The organism is Janthinobacterium woesei (genome assembly GCF_051380875.1).
In the GTDB taxonomy this organism is placed as follows: domain Bacteria; phylum Pseudomonadota; class Gammaproteobacteria; order Burkholderiales; family Burkholderiaceae_D; genus Janthinobacterium.
This window is the reverse complement of record NZ_JBNYXW010000009.1, coordinates 79,073-103,382: the sequence shown is the minus strand read 5'-3', so window position 1 is coordinate 103,382 and position 24,310 is coordinate 79,073. Positions and strand designations below refer to the sequence as shown.

Annotated in this window: 19 protein-coding genes and 9 tRNA genes; 13 read left to right on the top strand and 15 right to left on the bottom strand. The window is 62.8% G+C overall.

Annotated elements, in window-relative coordinates:
* Positions 1 to 135: 135 nt before the first annotated feature.
* The 3 genes from ACQ4W6_RS12140 (at position 136) to ACQ4W6_RS12130 (ending at position 8,226) form a co-directional block, all read left to right on the top strand.
* Complete coding sequence (locus ACQ4W6_RS12140; protein ID WP_436567441.1) at positions 136 to 3,156, top strand: PAS domain S-box protein; 3,021 nt, start codon at positions 136 to 138, stop codon at positions 3,154 to 3,156.
* A gap of 67 nt (positions 3,157 to 3,223) precedes the next feature.
* The gene (locus ACQ4W6_RS12135) at positions 3,224 to 4,450 is read left to right on the top strand and encodes an exonuclease SbcCD subunit D C-terminal domain-containing protein (RefSeq protein ID WP_436567440.1); all 1,227 of its coding nucleotides are present in this window, start codon (positions 3,224 to 3,226) and stop codon (positions 4,448 to 4,450) included.
* Between the two features lie 17 nt (positions 4,451 to 4,467).
* Positions 4,468 to 8,226, top strand: a complete 3,759-nt coding sequence (locus ACQ4W6_RS12130) for an AAA family ATPase (protein WP_436567439.1) — start codon at positions 4,468 to 4,470, stop codon at positions 8,224 to 8,226.
* Here the strand turns inward: ACQ4W6_RS12130 and ACQ4W6_RS12125 are convergent.
* Entirely contained in the window at positions 8,223 to 8,390 is a 168-nt protein-coding gene (locus ACQ4W6_RS12125) for a hypothetical protein (RefSeq protein ID WP_436567438.1), read from the bottom strand. The genes ACQ4W6_RS12130 and ACQ4W6_RS12125 overlap by 4 nt on opposite strands.
* Positions 8,391 to 8,567: 177 nt before the next feature.
* On the opposite strand from ACQ4W6_RS12125, the gene ACQ4W6_RS12120 reads away from it, so the two are divergent.
* The 4 genes from ACQ4W6_RS12120 to ACQ4W6_RS12105 all read left to right on the top strand — a co-directional run bounded on the left by ACQ4W6_RS12120 (position 8,568) and on the right by ACQ4W6_RS12105 (position 10,445).
* Positions 8,568 to 8,777: a hypothetical protein gene (locus ACQ4W6_RS12120; RefSeq protein ID WP_436567437.1), complete on the top strand. Its 210-nt coding sequence runs from the start codon at positions 8,568 to 8,570 to the stop codon at positions 8,775 to 8,777.
* A gap of 135 nt (positions 8,778 to 8,912) precedes the next feature.
* Positions 8,913 to 10,091 carry a 50S ribosomal protein L11 methyltransferase gene (locus tag ACQ4W6_RS12115; RefSeq protein WP_436567436.1) on the top strand — a complete coding sequence of 393 codons (1,179 nt, stop codon included), beginning with the start codon at positions 8,913 to 8,915 and terminating at the stop codon, positions 10,089 to 10,091.
* A 56-nt stretch (positions 10,092 to 10,147) separates the two neighbouring features.
* Positions 10,148 to 10,224: transfer RNA gene (locus ACQ4W6_RS12110), tRNA-Met, on the top strand.
* Positions 10,225 to 10,368: 144 nt separating this feature from the next.
* Positions 10,369 to 10,445 (top strand) — tRNA-Met (locus ACQ4W6_RS12105).
* Positions 10,446 to 10,512: 67 nt separating this feature from the next.
* Here the strand turns inward: ACQ4W6_RS12105 and ACQ4W6_RS12100 are convergent.
* Positions 10,513 to 11,187: a hypothetical protein gene (locus ACQ4W6_RS12100; RefSeq protein WP_436567435.1), complete on the bottom strand. Its 675-nt coding sequence runs from the start codon at positions 11,185 to 11,187 to the stop codon at positions 10,513 to 10,515.
* 280 nt (positions 11,188 to 11,467) lie between these two features.
* Between ACQ4W6_RS12100 and ACQ4W6_RS12095 the strand changes: the two genes are divergently transcribed.
* The 3 genes from ACQ4W6_RS12095 (at position 11,468) to dbpA (ending at position 15,142) form a co-directional block, all read left to right on the top strand.
* Positions 11,468 to 13,132 carry an acid phosphatase gene (locus tag ACQ4W6_RS12095; RefSeq protein WP_436567434.1) on the top strand — a complete coding sequence of 555 codons (1,665 nt, stop codon included), beginning with the start codon at positions 11,468 to 11,470 and terminating at the stop codon, positions 13,130 to 13,132.
* A 224-nt stretch (positions 13,133 to 13,356) separates the two neighbouring features.
* Positions 13,357 to 13,599 carry a hypothetical protein gene (locus tag ACQ4W6_RS12090; protein WP_436567433.1) on the top strand — a complete coding sequence of 81 codons (243 nt, stop codon included), beginning with the start codon at positions 13,357 to 13,359 and terminating at the stop codon, positions 13,597 to 13,599.
* Between the two features lie 112 nt (positions 13,600 to 13,711).
* Positions 13,712 to 15,142: an ATP-dependent RNA helicase DbpA gene (gene dbpA, locus ACQ4W6_RS12085; RefSeq protein ID WP_436567432.1), complete on the top strand. Its 1,431-nt coding sequence runs from the start codon at positions 13,712 to 13,714 to the stop codon at positions 15,140 to 15,142.
* Between the two features lie 39 nt (positions 15,143 to 15,181).
* Here the strand turns inward: dbpA and cysS are convergent, their stop codons facing one another.
* Both cysS and ACQ4W6_RS12075 read right to left on the bottom strand, forming a co-directional pair.
* A complete protein-coding gene (gene cysS, locus ACQ4W6_RS12080) occupies positions 15,182 to 16,561 on the bottom strand; it encodes a cysteine--tRNA ligase (protein WP_436567431.1) in 1,380 nt (459 codons plus the stop codon).
* 237 nt (positions 16,562 to 16,798) lie between these two features.
* Entirely contained in the window at positions 16,799 to 18,043 is a 1,245-nt protein-coding gene (locus ACQ4W6_RS12075) for an MFS transporter (RefSeq protein ID WP_436567430.1), read from the bottom strand.
* A gap of 130 nt (positions 18,044 to 18,173) precedes the next feature.
* Between ACQ4W6_RS12075 and ACQ4W6_RS12070 the strand changes: the two genes are divergently transcribed.
* On the top strand, positions 18,174 to 19,004 hold the full coding sequence (locus ACQ4W6_RS12070; RefSeq protein ID WP_436567429.1) for an AraC family transcriptional regulator: 831 nt from the start codon (positions 18,174 to 18,176) through the stop codon (positions 19,002 to 19,004).
* 122 nt (positions 19,005 to 19,126) lie between these two features.
* On the opposite strand, the gene ACQ4W6_RS12065 is transcribed toward ACQ4W6_RS12070, so the two are convergent.
* On the bottom strand, positions 19,127 to 19,579 hold the full coding sequence (locus ACQ4W6_RS12065; protein WP_436567428.1) for an Ivy family c-type lysozyme inhibitor: 453 nt from the start codon (positions 19,577 to 19,579) through the stop codon (positions 19,127 to 19,129).
* Positions 19,580 to 19,648: 69 nt separating this feature from the next.
* The gene (locus ACQ4W6_RS12060; RefSeq protein ID WP_436567427.1) at positions 19,649 to 19,897 is read right to left on the bottom strand and encodes a hypothetical protein; all 249 of its coding nucleotides are present in this window, start codon (positions 19,895 to 19,897) and stop codon (positions 19,649 to 19,651) included.
* A 36-nt stretch (positions 19,898 to 19,933) separates the two neighbouring features.
* On the opposite strand from ACQ4W6_RS12060, the gene ACQ4W6_RS12055 reads away from it, so the two are divergent.
* Positions 19,934 to 20,209 carry a hypothetical protein gene (locus ACQ4W6_RS12055; protein WP_436567426.1) on the top strand — a complete coding sequence of 92 codons (276 nt, stop codon included), beginning with the start codon at positions 19,934 to 19,936 and terminating at the stop codon, positions 20,207 to 20,209.
* 175 nt (positions 20,210 to 20,384) lie between these two features.
* Here ACQ4W6_RS12055 and ACQ4W6_RS12050 read toward each other — a convergent pair whose 3' ends face one another.
* The 5 genes from ACQ4W6_RS12050 to ACQ4W6_RS12030 all read right to left on the bottom strand — a co-directional run bounded on the left by ACQ4W6_RS12050 (position 20,385) and on the right by ACQ4W6_RS12030 (position 22,777).
* Positions 20,385 to 20,960, bottom strand: a complete 576-nt coding sequence (locus tag ACQ4W6_RS12050; protein ID WP_100876390.1) for an elongation factor P — start codon at positions 20,958 to 20,960, stop codon at positions 20,385 to 20,387.
* A 135-nt stretch (positions 20,961 to 21,095) separates the two neighbouring features.
* Entirely contained in the window at positions 21,096 to 22,265 is a 1,170-nt protein-coding gene (gene earP / locus ACQ4W6_RS12045) for an elongation factor P maturation arginine rhamnosyltransferase EarP (protein WP_436567425.1), read from the bottom strand.
* A gap of 98 nt (positions 22,266 to 22,363) precedes the next feature.
* A tRNA-Glu gene (locus tag ACQ4W6_RS12040) sits at positions 22,364 to 22,439 on the bottom strand.
* Between the two features lie 60 nt (positions 22,440 to 22,499).
* A tRNA-Glu gene (locus tag ACQ4W6_RS12035) sits at positions 22,500 to 22,575 on the bottom strand.
* Between the two features lie 126 nt (positions 22,576 to 22,701).
* Positions 22,702 to 22,777 (bottom strand) — tRNA-Glu (locus tag ACQ4W6_RS12030).
* A 494-nt stretch (positions 22,778 to 23,271) separates the two neighbouring features.
* Here ACQ4W6_RS12030 and ACQ4W6_RS12025 point away from each other — a divergent pair.
* Entirely contained in the window at positions 23,272 to 23,481 is a 210-nt protein-coding gene (locus ACQ4W6_RS12025; protein ID WP_436567424.1) for a hypothetical protein, read from the top strand.
* Between the two features lie 242 nt (positions 23,482 to 23,723).
* On the opposite strand, the gene ACQ4W6_RS12020 is transcribed toward ACQ4W6_RS12025, so the two are convergent.
* The 4 genes from ACQ4W6_RS12020 to ACQ4W6_RS12005 form a co-directional block, all read right to left on the bottom strand.
* Positions 23,724 to 23,799, bottom strand: a tRNA-Ala gene (locus ACQ4W6_RS12020).
* Positions 23,800 to 23,877: 78 nt separating this feature from the next.
* A tRNA-Ala gene (locus ACQ4W6_RS12015) sits at positions 23,878 to 23,953 on the bottom strand.
* Between the two features lie 48 nt (positions 23,954 to 24,001).
* Positions 24,002 to 24,077: transfer RNA gene (locus ACQ4W6_RS12010), tRNA-Glu, on the bottom strand.
* A gap of 37 nt (positions 24,078 to 24,114) precedes the next feature.
* A tRNA-Ala gene (locus ACQ4W6_RS12005) sits at positions 24,115 to 24,190 on the bottom strand.
* Positions 24,191 to 24,310 lie beyond the last annotated feature (120 nt).

Genomic DNA, 24,310 nt, shown 5'->3' with positions numbered 1-24,310 from the left:
GACAAACCGCGAACAGACGGCGGGGCGACGGCAACTGGCTCAGCGCAGGGCGGCCGATTTCGGCTACCATGCGCGCCACGCCACCCTCCCCGCGGCCGCCCCCCCTTTTTCCATGACCCTTGCCTGTAAGCGCCCGTGATAGCGACAACGAAACCCCTGCAACGCCTTGCCCGCAACATCTACCGCATCAGCCTGGTGCCCCTGTTCGCGCTGCTATTGTTGATCGTGATGTGGGGCGCCGTCATTTATCAGGTTGGCCAGGAGCAGGCCAACGCCATGCGCGACGCCGTGGCTGGCAGCCAGTCGCTGGCGCGCACCCTGGCCGACCATACCAGCTTCATCCTGCGCCAGACCGACCACGCGACGCAATTGTTCAAGCTCAAATATGAGGGATCGGATGGCGGCCTGCGCCTGAATGAATTCACGCGCCGCCAGGGGCTGCTCGACAGCGTGCTGCCGTCAAAGCTGGAACTGCCGATCGCCCTGCTCGACGCGCATGGCAAGGTGATCGACAGCGCCAACGCGTATCTGCCGGAAAAACTGGCGCACCAGGCGCTCTTCCGGGCGCTGGCCGCCAACCCGGCCGACACGGCCCTGGTCGATACGCCCATGCTCGATGCCGGCAGCAAGCACTGGACCATTCGCCTGGCGCGCCGCCTGAACGATGCTCAGGGCCGCTTCGCCGGCGCCATCATTATCCTGATCAACCCCAGCTATTTCGTCGACGATTACGACCGCCTGGACCTCGATGAACATGGCGCGCTGATGCTGGTGGCCCCCGACATCGGCCTGACAGTGGGGCGCATCGGCGAGCAACTGATCATCAGCGACCGCATCGACTTCCGCATGCCCGGCCCGCACCGGCATGCGCCCGAAGAACTGGTGATCGAACCACCCATCGATGCCATCGCGCGCATCTACAGCTACCGCGAGCTGCCGCGCTACCCGCTGCTGGCCGTGGTGGGCGTGAGCCGTGCCGTCGCCCTGGCCCGCTTCGAGCATCGCCGCCATCTGTATTTCGGCGCGCTGATCGCTGCCAGCCTGCTGATCGCCGGCTTTACGGCGCTGCTGACGCGCCAGAGCGCCCGATTGCGCCGCAGCATCCGCCAGGCCAAGGAAACGCAAGCCTTGCTGCGCGCGGCGCACCAGGGCAGCCTGGATGCCGTGCTGCTGCTGAAAGCCTGGCGTTCCGCGCCGGGCAAGCCGGTGGAAGACTTCATCTTTGCCGACATCAACGAGCGGGCCGCCGACATGCTGGGCAAGCCCCGCTCGGAACTGCTGGGCAAGCGCGCGCTGCCGCTGGTGCCGCTGCTGCCCGGCGAGCGCTTTTTCAAGCGTTTCATGCTGGTGATGGAAACGGGCCAGCCGCTGGAAGGTGAATTCGAACTGAGCCAGGCCTCGGGCGGCACGCGCTGGCTGCGCCACCAAGTGGTGCCGATCACCGACGGCGTGGCCGTCACCTCGCGCGACATCAGCGTGCGCAAACACGACGAACTGGCGCTGCAGGATAACCGCAGCTTCCTGCAGTCGCTGATCGAGAACTTGCCGGTGCTGGTCTACGTCAAGAGCGCGCGCCCCGACAATTTTGGCCAGATGGAGGTGTGGAACAAGGCCGCCGAAGACATCACCGGTTACCTGGCCGCCGACGTCATCGGCAAGACTGACTGCGTAGCGTTCCCGCCCGACTTCGGCCTGCACGACGCCGACGACGACCGCGCCATCCTGGCCCAGCGCGGCGTCATCGAGCATACTGACAAGCCGCTGCGTCTGCGTGACGGCAGCCTGCGCTACCTGCACGCCGTATCCGTGCCCGTCTTCGACGAGCGCCAGCAGGTCGAGCATATCCTGTGTATCGCCGAGGATATCTCGCGGCGCCGCCAGCAGGAACTGGAATTGCGCCAGAAACAGGCCGAATTGGCTGCCGTCACCGACGCCTCGCCACTGGGACTGGTGCGCCTGGACCGCCAGCGCCGCTGCACCTATGCCAACCGCACCTTCGAAGCGATCACGGGCCTGCCGCGCGCGGCCGCGCTGGGCGCCGGCTGGACCAGCGCGCTGCACCCGGACGATTATCCGCTGATGCACGCGGCGCTGGAGCAGCTCACGCGCAGCCATGCGCCGTTCCAGTCCACCCTGCGCTGCCTGCACCGCGACGGCAAGCTGGTATGGGTTTCCGTGAAGATCGCCCCCATCCTCGTCGACGGCCTGGTCGAAGGCTATGTGGGCAGCCTGGATGACATCACTACCTTGCGCGAATCGGAAGTGGCGCTGCTGGAAAGTGAAGCGCGCCTGCGCACCATCGCCGACACCGTGCCGGCCATGATTGCCTACATCGACGCCGACCAGGTGTACCGATTCCTGAACCTCGCCTACGAACGCGACTTCGGCCTGACGGGCCGGCATGCACTGGGCCTGAGCGTGCGCGACACCATGAACGAGGCACGCTACCGCGCGGTCGCGCCATATATCGAGCGCGTGCTGGCTGGCGAAACGCTGAGCTTCGAGGAAGAAGATGTAAAAGAAGGCATCGAGCGCTGCATGGAAGTGATCTACATCCCGCAAATAGGCGAAGACAAGCTGCAAGTGGCGGGCTTTCACGTGATGCGCCAGGATATCACCGCGCAAAATCGCGAAAAACAGCGCCTGCTGAAACTGGCCCAGGTCGACGCGCTGACGGGCTTGTCGAACCGCGCCGGCTTCCAGCAAAGACTCAGCGACGCCATGCATGCCAGCCGCCAGCAACAGCATTTGATGGCCGTCATGTACCTGGACATCGACCGTTTCAAGTCCGTCAACGACACGCATGGCCATGGCACGGGCGACGCCCTGCTGCGCGCCTTCGCCCAGCGCCTGACGCAGACCATGCGCGCCACCGACGTTGTCGCCCGCCTGGGCGGCGACGAGTTCACCATCATCATGGAACAGATCACCAAGCCAGACGACGCCGCCGTGCTGGCCGAAAAAATCGTCAGCGCCATGCAGCAGCCGTTCGAACTCGATGGCATCAGCGTGCGCATTTCCGCCAGCATCGGCCTGGCCTTCTACCGCGACGAAGACATTTCCCCCGCCGTGCTGCTGCAGCGCGCCGACATGCTCTTGTATCAAGCCAAGCAGGATGGCAAGAATACCTATCGCGCTGGCGTATTGACTACTTGATATAGCCCCTGGCGTATGGCGCCATTCCTGCTATATTGGCGCCTGTCTTCCCTACCATTGCCCCACCATGCGCCTGCTGCACACCTCCGACTGGCATCTGGGCCAGACCCTGCATAACTATGAGCGGGGCTATGAACACCAGCGCTTCCTCGACTGGCTGCTCGCCACCCTCGTGGCCGAACAGGTGGACGTGCTACTGGTGGCGGGCGATGTGTTCGACAACGCCAATCCATCGGCCGCCTCGCAAAAGCAGCTATATGTCTTCTTGCAGCAGGCGCGCGCGCGCCTGCCCGCGCTGCAACTGGTGATCATCGCCGGCAACCACGATTCGGCCGGCCGCCTGGAAGCGCCCGGCCCCCTGCTGGCCGCGCATGGCACGCACGTCATCGGCCATTTGCTGCGCGACGAGGCGGGCCATATCGACCTGGAACGCCTGCTGCTGCCGCTCACCGGCAGCGACGGGCAAGTGCAGGCCTGGTGCCTGGCCGTACCCTTCCTGCGGCCCGGCGACGTGCCGAAACTGCCCGCCGGCGATCCCCAGGACGCCTACCTGGGCGGCATCGCCCTGCTGTACCGCCAACTGACGGACCTGGCGCTGGCGCGCCGCCAGCCTGGCCAGGCCATCATCGCCATGGGCCACTGCCACATGGTGGGCGGCGAAATGTCGAACGACTCCGAACGGCGCATCGTCATCGGCGGCACGGAGATGCTGCCGTCGGGGATCTTTGATGCGGCCATCGCGTATGCGGCGCTGGGCCACCTGCACAAGGCGCAGGCCGTGGGCGGCCACGAGCATATCCGCTACTGCGGCAGCCCGATTCCCCTGTCGTTTGCCGAAGTGAACTACTGCCACCAGGTGCTGTGCCTCGACATCGATGGCGAAGCTTTGCAAGCTGTGCGCGCCATCGACGTGCCGCGCGCCGTGCCCCTGCTGCGCGTGCCGCCGCAACCAGCAGCGATCGACGAAGTGCTGGCGCAGCTGGCCGCCCTCGACGTGCCCGCTGCACCGACTGAAGCGCAGCCCTTCCTGGAAGTGCGCGTGCGCCTGGACGCGCCCGAACCGGGCCTGCGCACGCGCATCGAGACGGCGCTCGACGGCAAGCCCGTGCGCCTGGCCAAAATTGAAACGTCGAGCGCCGCACGCAGCAGCGCGCCGGAAAACATGACCCTCGATCAATTGAGCCAGCTGCAGCCCGACGACATCTTCCGCCGCCTGTACCAGCAAAAATACGCCAGGGAAGCGCCGCCCGAGCTCCTCTCGGCCCTGGCCGAACTGCTGTTGCCCGGCGCCTGACTGCTTTTTGAAAAACCATGAAAATCCTGAAAATCAGCGGTAAAAACCTGGCCTCGCTGGCCGGCGAATTTGAAGTCGACTTCGAACAGGAGCCGCTGGCGTCAAGCGGCCTGTTTGCCATCAGCGGCCCCACGGGCGCGGGCAAGAGCACCCTGCTCGACGCACTGTGCCTGGCCCTGTACGACGCCACGCCGCGCCTGTTGAAAGTGCTGGGACGGGGCAGCGCCCTGCCCGACGTGGGCAAGGAAACCGTCAACGCCCAGGATACGCGCACCCTGCTGCGCCGCGGCACGCCGGATGGTTACGCACAAGTCGATTTCGTCGGCAACGATGGTGCGAGCTACCGCGCGCGCTGGAGCGTGCGCCGCTCGCGCACCAGGGCCGAGGGCGCGCTGCAGGCCACCGCCATGAGCTTGCACCAGCTGCCCGCGCTGCAGCCCATCGGCGGCACCAAGACGGAAGTCAAGGAAGCAATCGAAAAGCGCATCGGCCTGTCGTTCGACCAGTTCACGCGTGCGGTGCTGCTGGCGCAGAACGAATTTTCCACCTTCCTCAAGACGGAAGACAATGAACGGGGCGAATTGCTGGAAACGCTGACGGGCAGCAGCATGTATACGGATATCTCCGTGCGCGCCTTCGAGCGGGCGAAGAAGGAAAAGCAGATCCTCGAACGCCTGGGCGAAAAGCTGGCCGACCAGCGCCCCCTGTCGCCGGAAGAACGGGCCGAAACGGAAGCGCTGGGCATTGCTGCCGAGGCTACCCTGCACAACATCGAGCTGCGCAAGGCCGTGCTGGAACAGCAGCAACGCTGGCACCAGGAGGCGCACAAGCTGCACATCCAGGTGGCGGCGGCGCAAGAGGCGCTGGGCAGCGCAGCGCTTGAGCGCGCGGCTGCCGAAGAGCGCCGCGCGGCGCTGGCACAGTGGGAATTGCTGCAGCCGGCGCACGCCCTGCAGGGCGACGTGACGCGCCTGGCAGCCGACATCGCCGCCACCGGCCCGGCGCTCGAAGCTTCGCGCCTGCATGCCGCGCAAGCCATCGCTGGCGAGACCCAGCAGGCGGCCGCCGTGCAGCAGGCGGCAGCCGCATTGCAGCAGCAGGAAGCGGCGCAGCGCGACGCCACCCCCCTGCTCGATCAGGCCAAGGCGCTCGACGCCGGCATTCAGGCGCACCTGCCTGCGCATCGCCAGGCAAAAGAGGCGGCGCTGGCAGCCGACCTGGCCAACGAGACGGCGCGCAGCGCCCTGCACGCGCTGCAGCAGCGCCAGCAAGCCTTGCACGCGGAGCAGGAAACGGCTCGCCAGTGGCTGGAATCGCAGCGGCACTGGCAGGCGCTGGCCGAATCCTGGCAGTTGTGGGACCAGTTGTTTGCCCAGGCTGGCCAGGCTGCCGCGCAAGCCGATGCTGCCGACGCCAGCGTGGCCCAATCGGCGCAGCTGGTGCGCCAGGCTGGCGAGGCGGCGCGCGCGGCGCAGGAGGCGCTGGCCACCGCCGACGCTACCCTGACGGCGCGCGATACGCAGCGGCGCGAGGCGACGGCCGCCGTGCAAGCCATCGATAGCCAGGGCCTGCAAGAACAGCGCGGCCAGCTGGAAGCGCATGCGCGCATCCTGGCGAGCGCCGAAAAAACCTGGGGCGAACTGGCGCGCCAGCAGCAGGCGCTGGCGCACTGGCAAGCCAAAGCGGTGCAGCTGGCGCAGGCCGCGCAGGCGGAAAGCGCCGCGCTGGCGGCGGAAACGGCCCACACGGCGCTGTTCGAGGCCGGCCTGGCGCAGGCGGAAGCATCGCTAAAAGGTGCCGAGGCGGCGTGCGCAGCCAGCGTGGAGCAACTGCGCGCCAATTTGCAGGACGATCAGCCGTGCCCCGTCTGCGGTGCGCTGGAACACCCGTACAGCCACGCCGACCATGCATTGCAGGCGATGCTGGCCAGCTTGCAGGATCAGGTACAAGCTTGCCGCGCGCAATCGCACGGTAATGTGGAGCGGCTGGCCGCGCACAAGGCGGCGCTGGCCGCGTATGCGCGCGAACAGGCGCAAACGGCGGCGGAACTGGTAGCCCTGCCGTCCGCCATCGCCGCCCTGGACGCGCAATGGCAGCCGCATGCCGCCATCCTGCAATTGCCCTCCGGCGAGCAGCGCACGGACTGGTTCACGCAGCAACTGGCCGCCAATGCGGCGCTCTTGCAGGCAATGGCGCAGCAGGAAACCGCGCTACGCGAGGCCGGCGCACGGCGTGACCAGGCGCAATCGGCGCATGAACTGGCGAGTGCCGGGCACGCGCGCTGGACGGCAGCCGTCTTTGACGCCCAGGCGCGGCTGGCGCAGTTGCAATCGCAGCAGGCGGCCCACGCCGACAAGGGCGAAACGGCGCGCGCCGCGCTCGATGATTTGCTGGCGCAGCTCGATGGTGCGTTTGCCGACACGGAAGGCGCCGAAGGCTGGAAAGACAGCTGGCGCGCCGGCCCGGCCGCCTTCCGCGCAGCGCGCCAGGTGGAAAGCGGGCAATGGCTGAAACAGCACGAGACGCAAGCGGGCCGCAGCCATGCGCTGGCGACGCTGGCGGCGCAGCTGGAAGCGGCCAACGCTGCGGCGCAGAAGGCGCAACAGCAGGCGCACACGGCGCACGCGGCATTTGCCACTCTCGACGCGCGCCTGACAACGCTGCAAACGCAGCGCACGGCGTTATGGGATGGCCAGGCCGTAGCGGATGTGGAACGCACGCTGGCGGCCAATATCGCAGCGGCAAAAGAGCGCCTGGCGCAGCAGCAGGCGGCCGCCCAGACTGCCAGCCAGGAGCGCGCCCGGCTCGATGAAGCCTGCGCACAGCTCTCGCAGCGCCTGGCCGCCCTGCAGCAGCAAGACATCACGGCAGCGGCCGCGCTGCAGGACTGGCTGCGCCAGTTCCAGCTTGCCCATCCCGGGCACGCGCCCGCCACTGCCGAAGATTTGCGCGCGCGCCTGGCCATCCCGCTCGACGCCATGCGCGCCGAACGGGCCGCCCTGCAACTAATCGAGGATCGCCATACGGCCGCCGTTTCCGTGCTGGCCGAGCGCCAGCAACAGCTTGCGCTACACCTGGAACAGCCGCCGGCCGATCTGGAAACGGACCTGGCCGCGCTACAGGCAGCGCTGGAATCGTTGGGCGCCGAGCGCCAGGCAGCCAACCAGGAAGCGACGCGCCTGCGGCTCGCCATCTTTCATGACGACGCCAAACGCCACAGCGCGCAGGCGATGCTGGCGCAGATCGAGGAACAGGCCAGCATCGAACGGCGCTGGGCCAGCCTGAATGACTTGATCGGTTCGGCCGACGGCAAGAAATTTCGCAACTACGCCCAGCAATTCACCCTCGAAGTGCTGCTCGGCTATGCCAACGCGCACCTGAACCACCTGGCGCGCCGCTACCAGCTCGAACGCATCGACAACCCGAACAATCCTTCGCTGGGCCTGATGGTGCGCGACCAGGACATGGGCGGCGAGCTGCGCTCCGTGCACTCGCTGTCGGGCGGCGAATCGTTCCTCGTCTCGCTGGCCCTGGCACTGGGCTTGGCCTCGCTGTCATCGAACCGCGTGCGCGTGGAGTCGCTGTTCATCGATGAAGGCTTCGGCAGCCTGGATACGGAAACCCTGCGCGTGGCCATGGACGCGCTCGACGGCTTGCAAGCCATGGGCCGCAAGGTGGGCGTGATCTCGCATGTGCAGGAAATGACGGAGCGCATCGCCACCAGGATACTCGTGCAGCCCGGTTCCGGCGGCAAGAGCGTGGTGACGGTGCGCTAACGGGTGGCTGGCTCCCGGCCCAGCGTGAGCAGATCCCAGCCCAGTTCGCGGCGGATTTGCTCGGGGTCGGGCGGCGGCCGGCGCTGCGCCAATTCCGCCTTCAACCATTTCCTGACCAATTCCTTGCCAGGCTGTGCCCGCTGTTCCTTGTCACGCTTGTCCATGGTGCTACCTCTTCGATGAATGCCAGACGGCCTTCGTAGTGTCTCAACGTAGTAGACGAGATTCAGTTGACTTCGGCGTGGCGCAGTTGCAACAACGTGTAACGATGGGCGCAGTGGGTTAAAATCGCGGCCTTCGCGTAGACACCGCCTACGCCCCGCAACAGTTCAAGGAAACCCATGAAAGCCGCCCGCAGCCTCACCTTCAAGTGCGAAAAATGTCACAAATCCGTGCAGGTCTACCTGCAAAAAGTCTCCGCCTGCTCGCATATCCAGCCCTACCAGGGCATTTGCGCGTGCGGCGAACTCAAGCGCCACGCCACGGGCCAGGCCGATGCCGTCAAGTCCTACCTGGCGTCGGCCGACGGTAGCTGGTCGCATCATCATTAATTGAATGGCGGGAATGGCCGCCCATCGCGCCATACCGCCCCGAGCGCCTGATACCCGGTCGGGCAGCGACGTATAATAGAAGACGGCCTGCGCAGGCGACCATGCCGCGCGCCCACCTTCTTTCGATTGCATCCCATGTCCGACACTTCTACAAATACCGCCCATCCGCAGATCCACTGGAGCGAAAACGGCGCCGAACAGTGCGCCCGCTGGCGCTCGGAAAGCGGCATGCCGCCACCGAAACGCGTCGTCATCGCCGACGACCGCACGACGGCCGATCAGGCCTACCGCCTGGCCTGCGAAGGCACGGCCATGCTCTGGCGCGGCGACTTCCAGAACGCGCGCCAGCTGCTGCAAGCGCTGGCGCGGCGCGCCGACCACAAGAATGACAAGCCCAGCAAAAAGGCCAACGCCGCCAAGCTGGCCAAACCTGAACCTTCCGCCACGGAAGCGTTCCACCTGCACCGCCAGGCCCAGTCGCAGCGCGCCCGTACGCTGGCCATGCTGCTGCTGCCATTCGATGCCGACTACACGATCCCGCTGCGCCGCGCGCCGGACGTGAAACTGGCCTGCAACGAAGCGTATGGCCGTGGCGAAGAACCGTTCGTCGCTTCCTTGCGCGAGCTGCTGGGCCTGATCGGCGCGCATGAATGGCGCCGCACGGGCGTGGAACTGCCGGCCCTGGGCCAGCGCATCCACCCGCATTACGGCGTGTTCGCGCCGATCCGCAGCGAATATGTGGGCCTGGTGGCCGACGCGCCCCTGCCCGCGCGCGCCAGCCTGGCCTTCGATATCGGCACCGGCACGGGCGTGCTGGCCGCCGTGCTGGCGCAGCGCGGCGTCAAGCGCATCATCGCCACCGACCAGGACCCGCGCGCCCTGTCCTGCGCGCGCGAAAACCTGGCCCGCCTCGATGTGCTCGACAAGGTCGACGTCGTGCAGGCCGACCTGTTCCCCGCTGGCCGCGCGCCGCTGGTGGTGTGCAATCCACCGTGGCTGCCGGCGCGTCCCAGCTCGCCCATCGAATATGCCGTCTACGACCCGGACAGCCGCATGCTGCGCGGCTTCCTCGCCGGCCTGGCCGACCACCTGGAACCGGCCGGCGAAGGCTGGCTGATCCTGTCCGACCTGGCCGAGCACCTGGGCCTGCGCCCGCGTGCGCAATTGCTGGAATGGATCACGCAAGCGGGCTTGAAGGTCGTTGACCGCCTGGACGTGAAACCCACGCACCCGCGCGCACAGGACGCCAGCGACAGCCTGCACGCGGCCCGCTCAAAGGAAGTCACCTCGCTGTGGCGCCTGGCGGCAGCCTGATGCAGGGTTTGCTGCAAGCCCATTGCGCATTGCAGCAAACCGCGCTATAATTCGTCTGCGGGGTGGAGCAGTCTGGCAGCTCGTCGGGCTCATAACCCGAAGGTCACAGGTTCAAATCCTGTCCCCGCAACCAATACATAAAAGCCGCTGATTCTTGAAAAAGAGTCAGCGGCTTTTTCTATTGCGGCGCAACACACTCAAGCCCTGCCCAAGACCTGCATGCAAGCTAAATGCCATCCGCCATTACGCAACGCCACAAACTAGTATATAATTCTCCTGCGGGGTGGAGCAGTCTGGCAGCTCGTCGGGCTCATAACCCGAAGGTCACAGGTTCAAATCCTGTCCCCGCAACCAATACATAAAAACCGCTGATTCCTGCAAGGGACTCAGCGGTTTTTTCATTCCAGGCCACCCAGCGCAATTACACTGCGCCGGTCGCCCTGATCTGCCTGGCTGCGGCATGCAAACTGGCTGCCACGCGTTCCAGCTTGTCGGCCCCTGCCGTTTCGGTCAAGGCGGCAAACGCGCTGATATGAAAAGTGGCCACCATCGCCGGGGACACCTCCAACTCCAGCGCAGCCTTGCTCAACTCGGTCGACGCCTCGAGATAAGGGGCACTGCCCGCTTCGAACGCCTGCTTCGTTTCGAGCAATTCCTGCCCACCCTCCGCCCTGGCCAGGCAATCATCGACCTTTTGCTGGAAGGCCGGCAGCGTATCGCGCACCGGGCCCGGTTCAGGCGCTGGCTCGGGCGCCGGCTCCACTGGCGCAGGCGCCGCCTCGGCAGCTTCCTTGCTGCCATTAGTGGCCATGTCGCGCAAGGTGAGCCAGCGTTCGACGGCCAGAAAATCGGCAAATGGCTCTGCCACCTTCGGATTCATCAGCCAGACTTCGCCCGTGCGCCAGTCTATCCTGGCGCCGCGTTCATTTCTCGCCAACAAAATATCCTTGCCGCCGCCCACGTTTGACACGCGGCCGATGTCGAGCCAGTTCATCAATTCCGCCTGGCGCGACATCGCGTTCACCCGATGAAAGTAGCCCAACCATAAAAATCTGGCGATCAGGATAACCAGGGCACCGCCAACCATCCACATCATTTTTCGCTCCGCACCACATCGACAGCACACATTTTCTCACATGAAAGCTTACCCATAGGAAACTTCAAGTCTCTTGGCCTGAAGATGGCAATTCGCCACCTTGGCGCCAGTCGCATTTCCACAACGCCCATCGACGCCAGCAAGCCGTTCTGACGCCAGGAAAGACGTCATGGGGGCGGCAGGCGAATATTTCACAGCAAGCAAGGGCCGGTGATACAATTTTCCCGCTTCACGGGCAGCCGCCATTGCCCGTGCCCACAGAGACACCCAAGGAGAATGTGTGAAGGACCTCGCCCCCGCCCTGCCAGCCAATCCGGCCGACCAACCCGCCAATCCCTCGCGCCGGCGTATTTTCCAGGCTGCTTCCGCAGTCGGCCTGGCCGCCAGCCTGCCGGCGCTGGCCGACGCCGCGCCAGCCAAAAAGACCATCGCCAAGGGTTCGCTCGACGCGAAACTCAAGGCGCATGTCAAGAACGTGGTGGTGATCTACCTGGAAAACCGCAGCTTCAACAACCTGTTCGCCAACTTCCCCGGCACCAGCGCGCCCCTGTCCGCCGTCACGGCTGAACAGGCGCAGCAGATGGACCGCGACGGCAAGGTGCTGGCCACTCTGCCGAAAATCTGGGGCGGCCTGGTGCCGAACCAGCAGAATATCGGCGGCACCGACTACCTGATCAAGGAAGAGCAGATTTCGGGTCTGCCAAATGCGCCCTACAAATTGAGCGACGCGGCCGGCAAGCCGCTGCCCGAGAGCATCATCACGCGCGACCTGGTGCACCGCTTCTATAACAACCAGATGCAGATCAACGGCGGCAAGAACGACGGCTTTGCCGCGTGGGCCGACAGCGGCGGCCTGGTCATGGGCCATTACGGCGAAACGTCGAAAAACCTGAACCTGTGGCAGATCGCCGAACAGTACACCCTGTGCGACAACTTCTTCATGGCGGCCTTCGGCGGCTCCTACATGAACCACCAGTTCCTCGTCACGGGCCGCGCCAACGAATACTTCAACGCGCTTGACACGGCAGCGAAGAAAAAGATCGCCGTGCTGGCCGACGGCCCGCAAGGCGTGCGCCTGGCCATTTCGCCCGAGTGCCCGGCCTCGGCGCTGGACGGCAAGCCGAAATACGTCAACGACGGCGCCATCACGCCGGACGGCTACGTGGTCAACACCATGGCGCCGCCGTATCAACCAAGCTACATCCGTCCCGCCTACGATGGCGACCCGCTGCACGCCGACCCGGCCGACGCCAACACCCTGCCGCCGCAAACCTACGACACCATCGGCGACCTGCTGTCGCGCAAAGGCGTCAGCTGGGCGTGGTATGGCGGCGGCTGGCAAGCGGCGCTCGAGCACAAGGGCGGCGGCAGCAAGCCGAATTTCCAGTTCCACCACCAGCCGCTGAACTACTTCAAGCAGTTCGCCCCGGGAACGGCAGCGCGCGCCGAGCACTTGCGCGATGGCGGTACGGGCGACAGCCCGATTTCGAACAAATTTCTCGCCGCTGCGGTGGCGGGCAAGCTGCCGGCCGTGACCTTCTACAAGCCGCAAGGTAATTTGAATCTGCACGCCGGCTACTCGGATATCGAGTCGGGCGACCAGCACGTGGCCAACATCATTCAGCACTTGAAGGAGTCGCCGCAGTGGAAAGACATGATCGTGGTGATCACGTTTGACGAAAACGGCGGCTGGTGGGATCACGTGGCGCCCCCCAAGGGCGACCGCTGGGGTCCGGGCACGCGCATTCCCGCCATCATCGTCTCGCCGTACGCGAAGAAAGGCGCGGTCGACAACAACTACTACGACACGACCTCGATCCTGCGCCTGATCACGCGCCTGCACGACCTGCCGCTGCTCGAAGGCTTGAAAGGGCGCAACGACGCGTTTGCGGCGCGCGGCGCGCTGCCGCCCGGCGACCTGACGGGCGCCCTGAGCTTCCGCTGACAGAACAACGGCGCCTCCCACAATGCGGCACGCGTGTGATACACTGCGTGCCGCACTTAAATCCGCAGGACAAGTTTTCCTGACGGTTGTTACAACAATGAGCCCGACTCCAGTAGCCGGGCTTTTGTTTTGTGGACGAAGCGTACAGAGTATTCACATAGCGGACAGTTTTTGCCCGCTCCCCGGCGCCGTTTTTTTTGCTGCCGGGGGCCAGAGGTTCAGAAATGAGAGACAAAAAAGACAACGCCACTATCGACTTGCCCGGTTTCGGCCCGCCGCCGGCCCTGCCCGAGCAGGATGCCGGGCAGGACCCCGCACATACGCGCCGCGTGCGCGTGCGCAAGGTAGCTTTGAAGCAGGTGCAGCTTGAATTGCTGGAGCCGACCGATGCCACGGGCTTGCCCGTCTGGACGCGCGACGCCGGACTCGATCTGAGCGGCTTGCCCATCTGGGCGCCCGATAATTAACACCCCACGCCGGCGGCCGTTTGCCGCCAGCTCCACACCACCATCCGCACAAGGGCGTAGAACGCCTGTAGACTGTGCCCATTCACCCGCTTTTTACCCGGTCCCGCCCTCTATGAACACCACCTCTGCCACCACTGACACTTCCTTCGCCAGCCTGCCGCTGACACCTGCCTTCCTGGCCAACCTTGATACGCTCGGCTACCACGAGATGACCACCATCCAGGCGCAAAGCCTGCCGGCGGTGCTCGATGGCCGCGACCTGATCGCCCAGGCCAAGACGGGCAGCGGCAAGACGGCTGCCTTCGGCATCGGCATCCTGCACAAGCTCAATCCGGCCTGGTTTGCCGTACAAGGCCTGGTGCTGTGCCCCACGCGCGAGCTGGCCGACCAGGTGGCCAATGAACTGCGCCGCCTGGCCCGCGCGGCTGGCAACATCAAGATCCTGACGCTGACGGGCGGCGCGCCGATGCGCCCGCAAATCGCTTCGCTGGAGCACGGCGCCCACATCGTCGTCGGCACGCCGGGCCGCATGCGCGACCATCTGGGCCGCGGCACCATCAATCTGAGCCATGTGCAAACGCTGGTGCTCGATGAAGCCGACCGCATGACGGACATGGGCTTTTACGAGGAAATCGCCGGCATCGTCAGCGCCTGCCCGGCGCGCCGCCAAACCTTGCTGTTCTCGGCCACGTACCCGGAAGATATTCGCCGCGCCACCGCCTCCTTCCTCGTCAATCCGCTGGAAGTGACGGTCGAAGCGCAGCACAACAACGACAAGATCGAGCAGCGTTTCTATGAAATCGGCTTCGACGAGCGCAATGGCGCCGTCGGCAAGCTGCTGAAACACTTCAAGCCGGAATCGACCCTGGCCTTCTGCAACACCAAGGTGCATTGCCGCGAGCTGGCCGAAGAACTGCGCCAGCAAGGCTTTTCCGCGCTGGCCCTGTACGGCGAGCTGGAACAGCGCGAGCGCGATGAAATCCTGGTGCTGTTCGCCAACCGCAGCTGCTCCGTGCTGGTGGCCACCGACGTCGCCGCGCGCGGCCTGGATATTTCCGACCTGGGCGCCGTGATCAACGTCGACGTGTCGAAAGACACGGAAGTACACATCCACCGCATCGGCCGCACGGGCCGCGGCAGCAAGAAGGGCCTGGCCCTGTCGCTGTGCGCGCCGAACGAGAAAAAATGGGTCAAGCTGATCGAGCAGTACCAGAATAGCGCCGCCGAATGGCACGACATGAAGGAACTGCCTGAAGACGACGGGATTGAGGCGCTGCCGGCACCAATGGTCACCCTGTGCATCATGGGCGGCAAGAAAGACAAGCTGCGTCCGGGCGACTTGCTGGGCGCGCTGACGGGCGACGCCGGCCTCACCAAGGAGCAAGTGGGCAAGATCAACGTGTTCGAATTCATGACCTATGTGGCCATTGATCGCACGGTGGCCGAGGCGGCCTTCAAGCGCCTGAGCAACGGCAACCCGCTGGGCCGCGACTTTGGCAACATCAAGGGCCGCAGTTTCAAGATGCGCTTTATCGAAGCCTGATGCTGATGCCGATGCCGTTGCAGATCGGATGACGTTGCGCTAATCCAAACTGCGTGCCCTCGGCCCCTGCGCCGTATCGTCAATCTCAAAACCCGCTCCACGCACCAAGCCGCGCAAGGTATCGGCGTCGCCCCAGCGACGTTCCTTGCGGGCGGCTTCGCGCTGCGCCATCCAGGCCAGCACTGCGTCGGGCAGCACCTCCACCACGGGGAACCACTCGCCCAACCGCAAACCCAGCGCAGCATCGAAGCGCAGCATCGTCGTCTTCTTGACGCCATCGGGCAGAGCGCTTTTCAGCAGCTCCCAGGCCTCGGCCAGCGCGCGCGGGTAGTTCAGGTCATCGTTGATCTGTGCCGCAAAGCGCGCCAGCCAGGCGGTATCGGCATCGCCTTCCGCTTCGCCCAGCCCGTGCACCGTGCTGCGCAGGCGCGCCAGGCCGCTGGCGGCAGCACGCAAGGCCTCGTCCGTAAAATTGAGGCTGCTGCGGTAATGGGCGCCCAGGCATAGGTAGCGGTAGGCCAGCGGATCTATGCCCTGCTCCACCAGGCTATGCAGGCGCAAGAAATCACCCGAAGATTTTGACATCTTCGCCTCCTGCGTCTTCAAAAAGGCACCATGCAGCCAGAAATTGGCCAGGCGCGTGCCGTGGCGCGCCTGCGTCTGCGCAATCTCGTTGCTGTGGTGGACGGCCACGTGGTCTTCGCCACCGCAATGGATGTCGAAGTAGGCGCCGAGGTGCTTTTCCGCCATGGCCGAGCACTCGATATGCCAACCGGGGAAACCCAGGCCCCAGGGACTGTCCCACTCCATCTGCCGCTGTCCGGGCACGCCACTCAATTTCCATAGCGCGAAGTCGCAGGGATCGCGCTTGTCGCCCAGCGCCACCCTTTTCCCCGCCTGCAGGCCGTCACGTTTCAAGCGCGCCAGTTTTCCGTAACCGTCCTGGCGCGTGGTGTCGAAATAAATGCCGTCACCCGTGCGGTAGGTATAGCCCTTCGCTTCCAGGTCGCCGATGAAGGCAATCTGTTCGGCAATATGCTCGGTGGCGCGGCACCAGACGGTGGGCGGCAGGATATTGAGCTGGTGCAAATCGCTTTCAAAGGCGCGCGTAAATTCGGCCGCGATGTCCCAGGCCGACTTGCCGCTGCGCCGGCTCCTCGCTTCGACCTTGTCGTCGCCACTGTCCGCGTCCGACGTCAGATGGCCCACGTCCGTGATATTCATCACGTGGCGCACCTGCAAGCCATTGAACTCCAGCGCGCGGCGCAAGCCGTCGACGAACAGATAGGTGCGCAGGTTGCCAATATGCGCGTAATCGTAGACGGTGGGGCCGCAGGCGTACAGGCCCGCCTTGCCTGCGGCGATGGGTGCAAACGGGCGCAGGCTGCGGCTATACGTATCGTACAAATGGAGTGTCATGCTGGTCCTTCTGGAGCGCCGCGGAAAAAGAAAATGGCCACAGGTTTTTCAACACTGTGGCCATCGGAATGAGGAATGAAAACTTATCGGCGCAAGGCCGCATCCTCTCGGGGCCAGGCGCACGGACACAGCGCAGCAGCGGCGCCGGATGTAAATACTGGAAGGAGGATGGAAGTGATCATGGGGAGAATATCGCATGCGCTTTGGCGAGCCGTCAAGCCCGCCGGTGCGCCTGGCTTACTTTTTCGACTGCTCGATATGCGGCAGCAACACCGTCAGGATGCCCAGCAGTGGCAGATACGAGCATATCTTGTAGACGTAGGCGATACCCGACACATCGGCCAGGTGGCCCATGGCGGCGGCCGCGATGCCGGACACGCCGAACATCAGGCCAAAGAAAATCCCCGCGATCATGCCAACTTTTCCCGGCACCAGTTCTTGCGCAAAGACAACGATGGCGGAAAAAGCCGACGAAATCACGAAACCGATGATCACCGTCAATACGGCCGTCCAGAACAGGTCGACATACGGCAGCAGCAAGGTAAAAGGCGCCGCGCCCAGGATGGAAATCCAGATCACGCGCTTGCGGCCGATGCGGTCGCCAATCGGGCCGCCCATGAAGGTGCCGGCCGCCACGGCAGCGAGGAAGAGGAATAAATACAGCTGCGCCAAACCGATCGACAGGTGGAATTTGTCGATCAGGTAAAACGTGTAATAGCTCGACAGGCTGGCCATGTAGATGTATTTGGAAAACACCAGCAAGGCCAGCACGCCCAGTGCTTTCAACACCTTGTTGCGCGACAAGTTCGGCCCGTGGCCGCCCGCCTTCGGCTTGAAACTGGCCAGGTGGCCGCTATACCAGCGGCTGACGCTGTAGAGTACGCCGATGGCCAGCACTGCCAACAGACTGAACCAGGCAATATTGCCCTGGCCACGGCCGACGATGACGACGGCCGCCAACAGCGGCCCCAGGGCGGAGCCGACATTGCCGCCCACCTGGAACAGCGACTGGGCAAAGCCGTAGCGCCCGCCCGACGCCATGCGTGCCACGCGCGAGGCTTCCGGGTGGAAGGTCGAGGAACCGACGCCGATCAGGCCCGCAGCGATCAGCAGGGTCGGGAAGGTCGAGACGACGGACAGCATCAGCACGCCGGCGAGGGTAAAGCACATGCCGATCGGCAACAAGAACGGCAGCGGACGGCGGTCCGTGTACAAGCCGATCCACGGCTGCAACAGCGAAGCGGTGCACTGGAACGTCAGGGTTATAAGGCCGACCTGGGTAAAACTGAGTGAAAACTCGGCTTTCAGCATCGGATAAATCGACGGCAGCAATGCCTGGATCAAGTCATTGAGCAAATGCACGAAGGCGACGGCGCCCAGGATGTGCATGGCCAGACCAGATTGTTGTTGGGAATGATGAATCGAGGGTGCTGCCGGTGTGGGCGTGGCCAATGGGGCCGCAGGTGTGATGGTGGTGTGCATGGTTCATCCGCAATGATCGGGCCGGACAGGCGGTCCCGCAAAGAAAGCAGTATAGTATGGGCACTGAACTGCCAACTTCCAATAATCGTCGCGTAAGTGACAACTCGGTGACGAACTCAGCAACCAGCACATGCATAGCAACCATCCTGCCCTGGCCGACCCGGACGGCATGCCCTTCAGCCGCAGCACCAATGCGCATGACTACCAGCACGTGCCGCGCCCCGTGACGGCCATGTCCAAGCAATATCAGGCGGGCAACATCACACCGCCGCACAGCCATGTCCGCGCCCAATTGCTGTATGCCACAGAGGGCGTGATGCGCGTCACCACCGAGCATGGGGTGTGGATGCTGCCGCCCCGGCGCGCCCTGCTCATCCCCGTGGGCATCCTGCATGAAGTGCACATCCTGAGCGAACTGAGCATGCGCACCGTGTACATTGAAGCCGGGGTCGCCGCCATTTTCGGTCTCGATTGCAAGGTGCTGGAAGTGAGCCGGCTGCTGCGCGAACTGATCCTGGCCTTGCTGGCCGAGCCCGTCGAATATGCGCTGGCCGGACGCGGCGACTGGCTGGCACATTTGATCCTGTCGGAACTGACGGGCGCCGATACCGTGCCCATCGCCATCCCCTGGCCACGCGACCGGCGCCTAGTGGCGGTCTGCTCGGCCATCATGGACGCGCCCGGCAGCCGGCGCAGCATCGAAGACTGGGCCCACGATGTGGGCGCCAGCGCGCGCACCCTGATCCGTTTGTTCCCGAAGGAAACCGGCTTGCATTACCGGCAATGGCTGCAGCAAGTCCACCTGGCCGAAGCATTTTGCCGCCTGGACCGGGGCGAAGGCGTGGCCGCCATCGCTTATGCGCTCGGCTACGCCAGCCCCAGCGCCTTCAGCGCCATGTTCCGCCGCATTCTGGGGCGCACGCCGCAGCACTACCTGAGCGAATGGCGCGCCGCCGAGTAAACGGCGGCCCGCAGGCCAGATAATTTTTATCGCACCGGCCGGCGCATGTATTTTTCAGGCGCATCCAATGGGGCGAAGCCAAAACGGGCGTACAGGGCGTGCGCATCCGCTGTGCCCAGCAATCAGTTCTTGCTCAGCATGTCGGCTTCGGCGATGCTGGGATCGCCGAAGTAGACCGTACGCGCGCCGCCCTTGCCATCGCTGCCGACATACACGCCAGTCATGCGGCGGTCGGCCGGATCGTACAGGATGGTGTAGTGGTGGCCGCAATTGTGCGGTTCGCAGACGCTGCTCAGCAGGCGCGCCTTGCCGTCGATCTCGACGGGCTTGAATGGCGTCGTCACGCCGTTCGGCACCCAGCGCTGCCGCTTCAGGCCGGCCTTTTTGAGCGCCACGTTGAAGGCGCTGCGAAAGGCGTAGTCAGCCTGGTAGACTTCGGGGAAATACGGGCAAGTCGAATTGCCGTCACAACTTTGCGCCTGCTCAATGAGCGACAAGCTGGGCCTGCGCGCCTGGGCCGGCATGGTGGAAAGCATCACGGCGGCACTCATGCACAGCAATAAACGCAGGGGCATGACATCTCCTAAAAGCAACAAAATGAAGTGAACAGCAGGGCGCAATGGCATGCCTGTCCTGGTGCTGCATCAAGGCGAACAGCGGATGCCCACCTGGCCGTTGACCTTGCCTTCTGGCCAATCCGTCTCGCGCCAGCGGTACACCCCGGGCGCGACGATGATCAGTTGCCATTCCACCAGTTTGCCATGCGCATTCTGGCGGGTTTCATTGTCATAGCGCAACGTCAGGCTGCGTTCCGTTTCTGCCACCACCGTCGCGGCAAAGCGGTTGGTTTCGCCCAGCTTGCTTTTCCAGATTCGGTCATTGAAGATTGCCAAACGTGAATGATCATCAGACAGCTGCATGCGCGTAAAATGCCGCGCCTGATCGCAAACGCTGTTGGTATTGAAGCTATCAGACCAGCTGCCGGACAGGTGCGTGACATCAAAAGAAGTGGTCGCGGCAGTCACGGCCGCACTCAGCAGCAAAGTTGCAAGCATAAGATATCAAAAATGGCTAAAAGGAAAGAAAATGTCATTCTCGATGGCAATGCCGACGTGCGCCGGTGTAATGTCGCCTGCTCATATATGCGCTTTTGCCTGACATTGACGGCGCTGCATGGCACCTCCAGGGAACTTCAATGTGTCTAACGCAACAATGCGCTAGCCATAGCATAGCAGCCCTTGCAACTCAATTGTTGTTAAAGGTAATTATTTTTTAAGCAAAAAAACGCTGCCCGAAGGCAGCGTTTCTTGATGATCAACAACTGGGGCAAGCCAGTCCGGCGTTTGCCGGGCCTTGCGTGCAGCGCAGTGTGGCGATCTTTTAGTTGCGTACGACACGCTTGTATTCGTTGGTACGGGTGTCGATTTCGATGACGTCGTCTTGCGCAACGAACAACGGCACTTGCACGATGTGGCGGTGTGCGTCGATGGCGTTTTCGATCTTGGCTTCTTTCAGGACGTTGCCCGACGTGTTGCCCTTGACTGCAGGCTCCGAGTACACCACTTGACGGGCGATGGTCGTAGGCAGTTCAACGGAGATGGCTTTGCCGTCGTAGAAAATGGCTTCGCATTCCATGCCATCCTTCAGGTAATGCAGTGCATCGCCCAGGTTTTCTTCTTCGATTTCATACTGGTTGTACTCGGTGTCCATGAAAACGAACAGCGGGTCAGCGAAGTACGAGTAGGTCACTGGCTTTTTGTCCAGAACAACAACGTCGAACTTGTCGTCGCCGCGGAACACGTTTTCCATCGGAGTGTTCGTCAGAAGATTTTTCATCTTCCATTTGTAGGTGAAGCCCGTGCGGCTCGAACCGTTGACATCAGAACGCAACACGATCATTGGTTTGCTGTCGACCATGATGATATTGCCAACACGAATTTCTTTTGCGGGTTTCATAGGAATGTACGTAAAAAGTGGGTTGCATGAAGACCATCTGCCGCCTGGGTGCCATCAGCGCCGCAAGCTTGCGTTTGATCGGTTAAAAATACGTTAGAAATAACCGGGCATTTTACCTTAATTTTTGGCAAGCGCCTATCTCGTCTCGCTGGCAAACGCCAGCAAGTTACTTGCCAGATCGCCATGCGCATGCATCTGCTGCCGCCAATCCTGCGCGCGCGCGCTGATTCGGCGCATATCGGCTTGCAATGCGGGCCACAGCGCCGTCCAGGGCAAGGCGTCCGCATCGGCACCATTCCAGGCCAGCGCCGCCTGCAGCAGGCTATCAATCACGCCATCCGCGTCAAACGCATAGCGCTGCAGAAAGGCACGCAGCTTGACGTGATGCAAGTTTTCATCCTGCAAATAAATATGCCAGAGGAATGGCTTACCCGCCCACTGTGCGCGCACGAATGAATCCTCGCCGCGCACCAGGTTTATGTCGCAGGCCCATAGCAGGCGGTCGTAATCGTCTTGCGGCACGAAAGGCAGCACCCGCAAGGTGAGCGCACCGCGCGTGCGCGATGCACCTGCCACCGCTGCATCATCGCCGATAAATCCTTGAACGGCATCGAACGCGACTCCTTCCGGCACCAAACATACCACCGGCTCACTAACCTGCTGCCAGGCGGCGAACAACTCGGCAACAGGGGCCGATGGATAGCAGAACAGCGACACTTTCAATGCAGAAACTTCTGCTGGCGTCACGCCGAATCGCCCCAGGAACGCCGCCATGGCAACTGCGTCGGCCTGGAAGGCCAACCGCTTCTCATCGAGCGCCGCCTCGCGCAGCAAGCCGCCCGTTTTACGCGTGAAACCCGGGAAGAAGAAATGCTTGGTCATGCCGTGGCGCGGCGATGGCAGCGCATGGCAACCCTCGACCCACTCTTCGGCCGTCAAACCCTCCAGGTTCAACCAGGCGGGGTGCGGCGCACATTGCGCCATGGCGGCAATGTAGCCGGGCGGAATGTCGCAGGCAAAAAACTCGATGACGATGTCGGCGATATCAGCGGGCGCGAACACGCCGTCCTGGTCGCGCCAGTGGCGCACCGTGACGCCGGACGCCTGCTGCACTTCGGCAGACACGTCGATGCCCGGGCAGATGCGCTTGAAACTGGGCAACTCATCCACCCACAAGGTGACAGCCACGCCGTGCTCGCCGTGCAACTGACGCGCCAGACGCCAGCAAATGCCGATATCGCCGTAGTTATCGACAACTTTGCAGAAGATAGCCAGAGATGGAGGGCGGTCGTTAGGTAGCGGCATGAGGTGAGCGTGAAAAGATGAGCAAAATTGATCGCCGGCCAATAACAAAAAAGCCGCGCTGTTACCAGGCGGCTTTTTGTTGGCTGATGCAGCCGGTCTGGCGTCCCCAAGGGGATTCGAACCCCTGTACTCACCGTGAAAGGGTGATGTCCTAGGCCTCTAGACGATGGGGACAGAAAATCTGTCCAGGATGCGCTGTTCTGCATCCCGACCTTGTTTTACTACTTGCGAATCTGGCGTCCCCAAGGGGATTCGAACCCCTGTACTCACCGTGAAAGGGTGATGTCCTAGGCCTCTAGACGATGGGGACAGAAATCTGTCCTGAATGCCCGACTGCGCATCCTGACCCGGCACTACAGCAATGTTGCAGAAACAAAAAAAGCCTGACTTGTCAGGCCCATTCAGCACTGCAGCATTACTTTGCAACTAAAAATCCTGGCGTCCCCAAGGGGATTCGAACCCCTGTACTCACCGTGAAAGGGTGATGTCCTAGGCCTCTAGACGATGGGGACCTGTGCTGGCTTTACTCTCAGCGGACTCTTCGCTGAAGGCCTTGCTTAGCCCCTCAAAAAAGCGTGCGCGAAGTTTAACACGAAGCGATTCACGAAATCAACTGCTACCCCTCTTATTTTCCATCTTATTTCACCGCCCCGCCCCATGACACTGCTGGCGACGGCAAGTTACCGCAATAGCTGACAGACCGGGGCACCCATCCATCCACCGAGGCGCCAACGACGCCGCGACGCTCGCCCGCTATCGCAAATTTCCGCAGTGCCGATGCAGCTGGCAGCAGCCAAGCCGCCGCCCAGACACCCAGGCGACACCTTACAGAGGCCGCTCCAGCCCTTGCTCATGCCCATGCTCATGCTCATGCGCGTGACAATTTGCGCTCTTTCCTGTGTTTCATTGACGCATACTGACCCAGTTGCAAAATGACCAAAAAACAGCACAAGCACTGAGCCGCACAAATACGCTTGCCCTGATAAATATTAAGCAAGGTAACTCCATGGAAAAGAAAATTGCTGCCGAATTAATGCAAGAAGCACTTAAGCTAAGTGCTCAGCTGAACGTGATCATTCACAAGATCCAGGAAATAACACCTGAGTCCGACCGCAAAGCGTTTGACACGCACATGGGACCAATGATGGCAGCATGTGACGAGCATCTTTTTCGCCCCATATTAAGACACTATCCAGACCTGGAGCCGCACGGGTAACGAGGCGTCGACACGACACAGAAATGGAAGGTGGAAGGTGCGCTAAAAGCCAGCTTTTTTAATGCCTGGCATGGGCAACCGCCTCGTCAACAGCTTTGCAGCGATAGGCGCTTGACTCTTGCAAGCCGCGCAAGCGCGCCAGGAGCTTAACCACACTCCCAGAGCGATATGGCGAATAATTCGTGGACGTAAAAAAAGTCGCTCAAAGGCGACTTTAATTTATATCGTGATTTCTGCGCTATTGGTGGAGGTTGGCGGGAGCTAACCGCTGACCTCTTGCATGCCATGCAAGCGCGCTAACAGCTCAGCCAAACCTCCCTAGGGAGAAGAAACCATTAGCGCAACAAAAAAAGCCGCCCAAGGCGACTTTAATTTATCTCGTGATTTCTGCGCTGTTGGTGGAGGTAAGCGGGATCGAACCGCTGACCTCTTGCATGCCATGCAAGCGCTCTCCCAGCTGAGCTATACCCCCCGGGCGCAGAAACACTGCTACTTCTTTACTACAAACACCAGACTGAACTGGCGTCCCCAAGGGGATTCGAACCCCTGTACTCACCGTGAAAGGGTGATGTCCTAGGCCTCTAGACGATGGGGACCTGGAAACTACAGTTTGCTACTTTACTTCTGCACTGTTGGTGGAGGTAAGCGGGATCGAACCGCTGACCTCTTGCATGCCATGCAAGCGCTCTCCCAGCTGAGCTATACCCCCCGGGCGCAGAAATAATAAAAGCCGCACTTGGCGACTTTTGTTCCACTACTTGCTTTCCATTCAGAACCAGTTTTCACCGAGCTGAACTTACAACAATCAGTACAAACAACTGCCACTACT